The organism is Flavobacterium sp. UBA4854 (genome assembly GCF_002399805.1).
Classification (GTDB): domain Bacteria; phylum Bacteroidota; class Bacteroidia; order Flavobacteriales; family Flavobacteriaceae; genus Flavobacterium; species Flavobacterium ginsengisoli.
In genome coordinates, this window is sequence record NZ_DHEI01000071.1 from 24143 (window position 1) to 33975 (window position 9833).

The 9833-nt window shown below is 37.8% G+C and carries 5 protein-coding genes; 3 read left to right on the top strand and 2 right to left on the bottom strand.

The window, feature by feature from the left end:
• From B3J44_RS10275 to B3J44_RS10285, 3 genes are all read left to right on the top strand, one after another.
• The coding region (locus B3J44_RS10275; protein ID WP_286968295.1) for a gliding motility-associated C-terminal domain-containing protein at positions 1-5247 on the top strand (5247 nt) is incomplete at its 5' end.
• 55 nt (positions 5248-5302) lie between these two features.
• Positions 5303-6226 carry a PorP/SprF family type IX secretion system membrane protein gene (locus B3J44_RS10280; RefSeq protein ID WP_198855955.1) on the top strand — a complete coding sequence of 308 codons (924 nt, stop codon included), beginning with the start codon at positions 5303-5305 and terminating at the stop codon, positions 6224-6226.
• Between the two features lie 12 nt (positions 6227-6238).
• Complete coding sequence (locus B3J44_RS10285) at positions 6239-8167, top strand: OmpA family protein (protein WP_286968296.1); 1929 nt, start codon at positions 6239-6241, stop codon at positions 8165-8167.
• A gap of 80 nt (positions 8168-8247) precedes the next feature.
• Here the strand turns inward: B3J44_RS10285 and B3J44_RS10290 are convergent, their stop codons facing one another.
• Positions 8248-8661, bottom strand: coding sequence for a 3-hydroxyacyl-ACP dehydratase FabZ family protein (locus tag B3J44_RS10290; protein ID WP_198855957.1), 414 nt, complete (start codon positions 8659-8661; stop codon positions 8248-8250).
• A gap of 144 nt (positions 8662-8805) precedes the next feature.
• Complete coding sequence (locus B3J44_RS10295; RefSeq protein ID WP_286968299.1) at positions 8806-9786, bottom strand: glycoside hydrolase family 43 protein; 981 nt, start codon at positions 9784-9786, stop codon at positions 8806-8808.
• Between the last annotated feature and the right edge of the window lie 47 nt (positions 9787-9833).

Genomic DNA, 9833 nt, shown 5'->3' on the forward strand with positions numbered 1-9833 from the left:
CAAGTTCAAGTAACCGATTTACTGCCTTCTGGATATACTTTTGCTACTTTTAACGCCACAAGTGGAACTTATGACAGTACAACTGGTTTATGGACTCTGGACATATTAGAAAGCAGTGAGTCTGAAACATTACAAATTAACGCAATAGTCAACGCAACAGGAGATTATACCAATATTGCAGAGGTTACCAATAGTGATACTCCAGATCCTGACTCAACACCAAATAATGGAGTGCCAACAGAAGACGATTACGGAACAGCTACAACTACTCCTATTCAGCAGTCTTCAGATTTATCTTTGGCTAAAACTGTTAATAATACTACACCGTTAGTGGGTTCTCTGGTTACTTTTGAAGTAGTAGTAACCAATAATGGCCCACAGGATAATTTTGGCATACAAGTTACAGATGTTCTTCCGTCTGGTTATACTTTTACAGGATTTACCGTTTCTACAGGAACTTATGACACCGCTACAGGAATATGGACTGTGGGTAATTTAGTAGCTGGTGATGCAGAAACACTGCAAATTGTGGCAAAAGTAAACCCAAGCGGCGATTATTTAAACAAAGCCGAAATAACTGCCGCTAGTCTTCCTGATCCTGATTCTACTCCAAATAACGGAGTTACAACAGAAGACGATTATGCAGAAGCTACAACAGTTCCTATTCCAACATCAGCAGATTTATCACTAACTAAAACTGTTAGTAATGCTACACCGCCTGTTGGTTCACAAGTAACCTTTAGTATTCAAGTAACAAATTCTGGTCCGCAGGAAGCAAATGGAGTTACTGTTACCGATTTACTGCCTTCTGGATATACTTATGTATCGTATAGCGCAACGACAGGAAGCTATAATCCAGCAACGGGTCTTTGGACAGTTGGAAATATGCCTATTTCAGATTCTTATACTTTACAAATAACAGCTATAGTAAACGCTTCTGGAAATTATACCAATAGTGCAGAAATTACAGCCAGTAGTCAGCCAGATCCTGATTCTACTCCAAATAATGGTGTTACAACAGAGGATGACTATGCAGAAGCGACAACAGTTCCTGTACCAGCATCGGCCGATTTATCATTAACTAAAACAGTAGACAACACTACTCCACTTGTAGGCTCTCAAATAACTTTTAGCCTCCAAGTAAGCAATGCAGGGCCTCAAGCCGCAGATGGCGTTGCTGTTACCGATTTACTGCCTTCTGGTTATACTTATACGTCTTATAGTGCAACTGCTGGAAGCTATAATTCGGCAACAGGTGTATGGACTGTTGGAAATGTCGCCATCGGTGTGACTCATACTTTACAAATAACAGCGATAGTAAATACTGTAGGAAATTACACAAATACTTCCGAAATTACAGCAAGTAATCAGCCAGATCCTGATTCAACTCCAAATAATGGAGTAACGACAGAAGATGATTATGCAGAAGTATCAACAACACCTGTAACGCAATCATCTGATTTATCAATAACCAAAACAGTAAACAATACTACGCCTCTAGCCGGCTCACCAGTAACTTTTGCGGTTGTTGTTACCAATAATGGACCACAGGATAATACGGGAGTTCAAATAACCGACTTGTTGCCTTCAGGGTATACATATAGCGGTTTCACACTTTCTAGAGGAACCTATAATCCATCAACAGGTCTTTGGACAGTTGGTAATTTAGCCAATGGAGAATCTGAAACACTGCAAATTACAGCCATAGTAAATGCTACTGGTGATTATCTTAATATTGCCGAAGTAACTGCAGCCGATCTTCCTGACCCTAATTCTACTCCAAATAATGGAGTTCCTACTGAAAATGATTATGCTACAGCAACTATTACTCCGACAGCACAATCTGCAGATTTATCATTGACCAAAACAGTAAGCAATAACAACCCATTAGTAGGTTCTTTGGTTACTTTTGAAGTCATTGTAACTAATAACGGGCCACAAGATACTTCGGGTGTAACGGTTACCGATTTACTTCCAAGCGGCTACACTTATTCTAATTTCACGATTTCTACAGGAACTTATAATCCAACGACTGGATTATGGACTGTAGGTAATTTAATCAATGGAAAATCAGAGACTTTACAAATTTTAGCTATAGTAAATCCGGCAGGAAATTATGTAAACATTGCCGAAGTAACGGCAAGTGCGCTTCCTGACCCTGATTCGACTCCAAATAACGGGGTTGTAACAGAAGATGATTATGCAACGGCAACAGTCACTCCAAATGCTCAAGCCGCAGATTTATCTTTAACTAAAACGGTCAACAATACCACTCCATTAGTAGGGTCGCCAGTTATTTTTGAAATAATTGCAACAAACAATGGTCCACAGAATACTTCTGGTGTTGAAATAACCGATCTGCTGCCTACTGGATACACTTTTGTTACTTATAGTGCCACAAAAGGAGTCTATAACGCTGTAACAGGAAAATGGACAATTGGCACATTTCTAAATGGAGATTCGCAAGTTTTAAGGATAACAGCTATTGTTAACCCAACAGGAAATTATGTAAATATTGCAGAAGTAACAGCAAGCAATTTACCAGATCCAAATTCAACACCTGGAAACGGAGATCCAACTGAAAATGATTATGGAACGGCTACAACCTCACCGTTAGGACAATCTGCTGATTTATCTTTAACCAAAACAGTTAATAATCCTACTCCATTAATTGGATCATCGGTAACTTTTGAGATCATTGTTTCAAATAACGGCCCGCAGAATACTTCTGGAGTTGAAGTGACTGACTTATTGCCTACAGGATATACCTTTAGCGGTTTTACAGCAACAAAAGGAACATACAACAGCACCACAGGAAAATGGAATATTGGTTCTTTAGTTAATGGAGATTCTCAGACATTACAGTTAACCGCTATTGTAAATGCAACTGGCAATTATTTAAATACGGCCGAAGTTACTGCAAGCAGCCTTCCAGATCCAAATTCAACTCCAAACAACGGAGTTACTACTGAAAATGATTATGCAGAAATTGCAACTGTTCCTGTTCCTCCAATGGCAGATTTATCTCTTGTAAAAGCTGTAATTGGTGGAAATTTAAGCCCAATATTTGGAGCAACAATTACATTCCAAGTAACCGTGACCAACAGCGGTCCACAAGATGCTACTGGGGTAAAAGTACTCGATATGCTGCCAAGCGGTTACGAATATGTGGTATACAGTTCTACATCTGGACAATATTATAATACAACTGGAATTTGGGATATTGGCACTATACCAAGTGGAGCTTCAGAGTCTTTACAAATAGGTGTCAAAGTCAATACAACCGGAGACTATCAAAACATTGCAGAGGTTTACGCTTCTAATGAATTGGATCCAGATTCAACTCCAAATAACGGAGTTACTTCAGAAGATGACATCAGTTCTGTGTTATTGAGTCCTGTTCCAGCAGTAGCCGATCTTTCAATAGAGAAAAAAGTAATCAATAATATACTTAATCCTGCCGTAGGATCGCAGATTTCATTCTCTATTACAGTAACCAACTCAGGCCCTAGCAATTCTACAGGCGTTACCATAAAAGATGTATTACCTTCTGGATATGATTATATTTTCTATAATTCGACATCGGGGCCTTATAATCCTGTAACGGGCGAATGGACTCCGGGAATCATCCTTGCTGGAAATAGTCATACTTTAATTTTGAATGTTTTTGTAAAAAGTCCAACAGGTACTCCAGACGAATACTTGAATACAGCAGAAATTATGACTGCAGATCAGCATGATCCAGACAGTACTCCAGGTAACGGAGTTACGACTGAAGATGATTATGATAGCATTGCGGTTACACCAGTAATTGTAATGGCAGATTTGTCTATTAAGAAAACAGCCCTTAATCAAGATGCCGTTCACGATGTAGGTTCAACGGTTATTTTCACTGTCACCGTAACCAATGATGGTCCTGCAGATGCCTCTGGTGTAAGAGTAAAAGACTTGCTGCCTCCTGGATTTACCTATCAGACCAGTAGTCCTACGAGCGGTTTATACAACTATGTGACAGGTATTTGGAATGTCGGAAATATTCCAACCGGAACCGATCAGTCATTGGATATTTATACAACAGTAAATAAGCCGTCAGGCATAGCAGGCGAATATACAAATATAACCGAGGTTATAGCCAGCAACCTACCAGATCCAAATTCGACTCCAAATAATGGAGTCACGACCGAAGATGACTATGACAGTTTGCAAATCAAAGTTGCCGTTGCCGATTTAAGTCTAGAAAAAACAGCCAGCAACAAAAACGCAAATGTAAACGAAGTTGTCACATTCACCTTACAGCTTAACAATGAAGGCCCAAGCACCGCTACTGGTGTCGCTGTTGAAGACTTGATACCGCTTGGATTCAAGAATATATCGAATATCAATAATGGAGGTATCTTTAGCAAAGACATTATAAAATGGGTCGATTTAACCGTTCCTGTCGGAGGCATTACGCTAACGTACGAGGCAACTGTAGCCAACCCACTTGGACTGGAAAGTGTTGATTATGTTAATATTGCTCAAGTAACTGCCAGCAATCAATTTGATCCAGATTCGACTCCAAATAATGATAACGGAGATCAGAGCGAAGACGATGAAGATTCCGAATCTATCAACATCCCTTCTACCGACGTAGCCATCAATAAAGAAGTCGATAAAACAGATGTTCCGATGGATAGCCAAGTAGTATTTACCATAACAGCAGAGAATTTAGGCAATTTAACCGCAACAAATGTAGAAGTGCAAGATGTATTGCCTAAAGGATATTCATTAGTAAACTCAACGGTAACTTCTGGAACATACGATTCTAAAACAGGAATCTGGAGCATTCCAGCGATCAATAAAGGAACTTCCCAAACATTAACACTAACCGTTAAGGTGGTCGATTTTAATGATTATTTGAATAATGCCCATTTGGTTAAACTAGATCAGATCGACACCAATTCGGCAAACAATCAGGATAGCGCGACCGTTTCGCCGAACTGTCTGAAAATCTATAATGAGTTTTCACCAAATGACGATGGCCAAAACGATTTCTTCTACATTGATTGTATTGAAAGGTATCCAAATAATCAGCTCGAAATCTTTAACCGCTGGGGTAATTTGGTTTACTACCAAAAAGGTTATAAAAATACTTGGGACGGAAAAGCGGAAGGTTCTGCTAAAACGCTTCCTGAAGGCACCTATTTCTATATCCTTGATTTAGGAGACGGATCTAAAAAAACCTCTGGATGGGTTTACCTCAAATAAAACCATCCAGAAAAAAGAAAATTTAAGAATAGGATTAACCAAAATAAAATTGGCTATGATTAAAAATATAAAAAAGGTTTTCGCGATAATAACTCTATTCTCGGTATATGGAGCCTTTGCACAGCAAGACCCGCAATACACGCAGTATATGTACAACACACTCACCGTAAACTCGGCTTATGCCGGTTCGCTGGGACATTTAGCTATAACAGGAATTTACAGAACACAATGGGTTGGTATTGAAGGCGCTCCAGACACTCAAAGTTTTTCTCTCGATACACCAGTCGGAAAAAATGTAGGTCTTGGAATTTCAATCGTAAACGAAGAAATCGGACCAACAGATGAGCAATATCTAGATGCCAATTTCTCTTATACCATTAAATCTGGAGAGAATCATAAACTATCTTTTGGAGTAAAAGGAGGCGGACGTGTCATCAATATCGACTGGTCTAAAGGAAGTTATAAAGATCCCGATGTACAATTTCGTGAAAACATTACCAACAAATTCCTTCCTGTTATTGGAGCTGGATTGTATTGGCATGGAGAAAGAGATTATATCGGACTTTCTATTCCGAATTTTATGACCCGCGAACGTTATACTTACGATGATATCAGCGAAGATTTGGTCAATCAGAGAATACACGTTTATCTTATTGGAGGTTATGTTTTTGACCTTTCGGCACATACCAAATTCAAACCTGCTCTTTTCCTAAAATATGTGGCTGGCGCTCCAATGATTGCCGATATATCTGCCAATTTTATGTTCAATAACGCTCTTACACTTGGAGTTTCCTATCGTACATCAGATTCTGTGAGCGGTTTGGTCGGAATACAGATCACGCCAATGATTATGGCAGGTTACGCTTACGATTATACTACAACCGCTTTGCAGAATTACAATAGCGGTACGCACGAAATTATGCTTCGTTTTGAACTGGTTTCACGCAAAAAAGGACTAAAATCACCAAGATTCTTTTAATACGAATAGTCTATGAAAAGAACAATTACTATACTCGCATTATTGGTTTTACAGCTGATTCATTCGCAAACCAAAAACAAAACTGCCGATGCTCTTTTTGATAAGATGTATTATGTTGAAGCCGCAAAATCGTATGAACTTTCCATCAACAATGGAGATGCTTCTAAAGAAACACTTCAGCGACTTGGAGACGCTTATTATTTCAATACAAAAATGTCCAGTGCTTCAAAATGGTACGGAAAGCTAATTGCTGACTATCCGAATGAAGTTTCTGCGGAATATTTATTTCGTTACGCACAGTCGCTGCAAGGAATTCAGAATTATGAACTGGCAAAAAAATGGATGAAAAATTTCTCCGAAAAGCAAAAATCGACAGATCCAAGAGCTAAGAATTTTTCTCTTAAAAATGTCACTTTAGAAGATATTGAAAATATAAAACCTTCTTTTCTGTTAGAAAATTTAGACATAAATACTGCTAATTCCGATTTTGGGCCAATGTATTACAAAGGCGACTTGGTTTATTCTACTACTGCTGATTCTTCCTATTGGAAAACAGATCGATACGGATGGAACGATCAGCCTTATCTGAATATGCAACTGGGAAAAATAAGCGAAACGCAATCTAATGTCACTTTTAAAGAACGCTTCGGAAAGGACATTACAACAAAGTATCACGAGGCTTGCATTGCCTTTTCTCCAGATGAAAAAACAATTTACTTTACACGAAATAATTATAACGGGAAATTAAAACGTGACAGTAAAGGCATTAACAATCTGAAAATCTACTCGGCAACGGCTGTAGAAAATCAAAATGGAACCACGCAATGGACCGATATTAAAGAATTGCCTTTTAACAGCGACAATTACTCAGTCGGACATCCATCTGTAAGCAAAGATGGTAAAAAGCTGTATTTCGTTTCGGATATGCCAGGAACAATTGGTTCTACCGATATTTTTGTAGTTGATATTTTAGGCAATAATCAATTCTCGGAACCTAAAAATTTAGGCGAAAAAATAAATACAACAGGACGCGAAATGTTCCCATACATTACCGATCAGGCGCTGTATTTTTCTTCTGACGGATTTTTAGGATTAGGAGGTTTAGACGTATTTGAAAGCAGATTAAACGATGGCGCTTTTGACACACCAGCCAATCTAGGAGCGCCTTTAAACAGCAATAGAGATGATTTTGGTTATATCGTTAACGAAGCCACTAACAAAGGTTTTGTGTGCTCAAACAGAAAAACAGGAAAAGGCGATGATGATATTTACTCTTTTGAAAGATCGTGCAACCAAGCCATAAGCGGTTATGTTTTCGATGCTATTTCAAACAACAGAATTGCCGGTGCAATGGTAACGCTTAAAAATGCAAACGGAATAAAAGTGGCTGAAACCGTTTCTCAGCTCGACGGAAAATATGATTTTAATAACAACGTAAATTGCAATACTCCATATACAATTGAGGTTACAAAGGACAATTATAACGCCAATACTAAAGCCATTATTACGGCAAACAGCTCTGGAAAAACAGAAGCTCTCGTAGGTTTGGATCCTGCTTTAATTGCTCGGGAAAACGGAGTTCTGAAAATAAAAATCGGAATTATTTTCTTTGATTTAGACAAATCCGATATTCGTTATGATGCTGCAATAGAATTAAATAAAGTAGTTCTCTTAATGCATCAGTATAACTCAATTGTTATAAAAATTGAATCGCACACCGACTCCCGTGCCAACGATCAATACAATTTAGAATTGTCAGACAGAAGAGCAAAAGCTACAAGAGATTATCTCATTTCTCAAGGAGTTGCTCCCGAAAGAATAGAAAGTGCAATTGGTTATGGGGAAACTCAGCTAATCAATAATTGCTCCAATGGTGTTCCATGTACAGAAGCGCAACATCAAGTCAATCGCCGAAGCGAATTCATCATCACAAAAATGTAAAAAAAACGCCTTAAGAATCCAATCTTAAGGCGTTTTTCTATAATCTTTCGTCTTGCTTCTTTCCTCTATTATCTATTCTCTCACTGAAGCTTCACACACATCCATTCGCCTTTCATAATCAATTTATCTTCATCAAAGGCTTCACCAGATTGTTTTATGATTTTTTCGCTTGTGCGAATGTTTTTTACGACAAATTTAACGAGTTTATTGAATTCAACACCACCAAAAAACTCCACTTTATCTAAGCTAACCAAGCCAAAAACGCCATCTGCGATTCCTAAAAGCTTTATTCCTGCACCACCACATTGCGCCATAGCTTCGATCAAAATAGTTCCCGGAACAAAATTAAAATCGGGAAAACTGCCCTGAAGCCAGGCATCTTTATCTGTAAACGTCTTTAAACCAACGATTGTGTCTGTTGTATAAGAGATAATTTCATCTACAAAGAGAAATGGAGCACGATGCGGAATTAAGTCTTCTATTTTTTTAGTCATGTCTGTAATTTTTAACAATGTACGAATCTGAACTGAAATAGACAATATTAAAATGGCATCTGTGTTAAAAGCAGGTTAAAATGTTAAAAAAAGGCTGACTTAAAAACAAGTCAGCCCACGTTATCAACTCTAAAATCACAAGTTTTATTCTGTTAGCAAAACAAAACTTTTCGCATCTGCTTTGATTTTATTTCCTTCAAAATCAATATCGATTATTGCTGCTTTTCTTGGAGAAACACCGCTATTGCTAAAATGCGTATGCAGGACATATTTCATTTTTCCGTTTTTATCATAGAAAACATCACCGTGACCAACTCCGTTTATGCCAACATCTTTTCTGCTAATTATCGGACTTTCAGTTGCTTTTTCCCAAGGTCCCATTGGACTTGAAGCTGTCGCATAACCCACTGCATAATCGGGATTTCTAAAATCGTTTGCAGAATAAATCATATAATACACATTATTGTGTTTTAAAACTGTCGGACCTTCTGTAACAGGCCATGAAACATTCTGGGTATTTTCCCACGGAAGAATACCAGAAATACATTCTTTCAGCGTTTCTTCTTTAACTCCAGAGAAATCATCATTCAATTCAGCTACAAAAATTCGATTACCATTGGTCAAACGCACGTGATAAAGGTATTTTTTGCCATCCTGATCAACAAAAAAGAAAGGATCAATCTGTTTGCCGGAATTAAACATTGAAGCCTTAGAATCGTTTTTAAATGGCCCAAGCGGACTATCACTGCTTGCAATGGCTATATTCTCATCGGCAGTATAAATCATATAAAACTTATTGTTGCTTTTAAAAACTTGCGGTGCCCAAAAACCTTTCGTTCCATAAGCATCTCCTTTTTTTAATGCCAGTCCATTTTGTGCTCCAATGGGACCTTTCCATTTTTTTAAATCGGAAGAAGTGTACACTTGAAAACCTTCTCCATTAGGAAAATCTCCCGTTGTGGTTCCATACAAATAATAAACTCCATTATCGAAAAAAATTGTTGGATCTGCCAACAAGATTGGTTGCTCTTTTGAAGTCGTTTTTTTAACCGTTTCTTTATCTTGAGAACAACAAATAAAGACACAAAACAGACTTAAAAGCGTAAAATACTTTTTTATTTTCATTATTAAACTTTTTATTTAATTAAATCAATTTAAAAACTAAAAATCAA

Excerpts from the sequence above, each read along its gene's own strand:
- B3J44_RS10285 (WP_286968296.1), top strand. The coding sequence starts at position 6,239 with ATGAAAAGAACAATTACTATACTCGCATTATTGGTTTTACAGCTGATT.
- B3J44_RS10280 (WP_198855955.1), top strand. The coding sequence starts at position 5,303 with ATGATTAAAAATATAAAAAAGGTTTTCGCGATAATAACTCTATTCTCG.
- B3J44_RS10290 (WP_198855957.1), bottom strand. The coding sequence starts at position 8,661 with ATGACTAAAAAAATAGAAGACTTAATTCCGCATCGTGCTCCATTTCTC.
- B3J44_RS10295 (WP_286968299.1), bottom strand. The coding sequence starts at position 9,786 with ATGAAAATAAAAAAGTATTTTACGCTTTTAAGTCTGTTTTGTGTCTTT.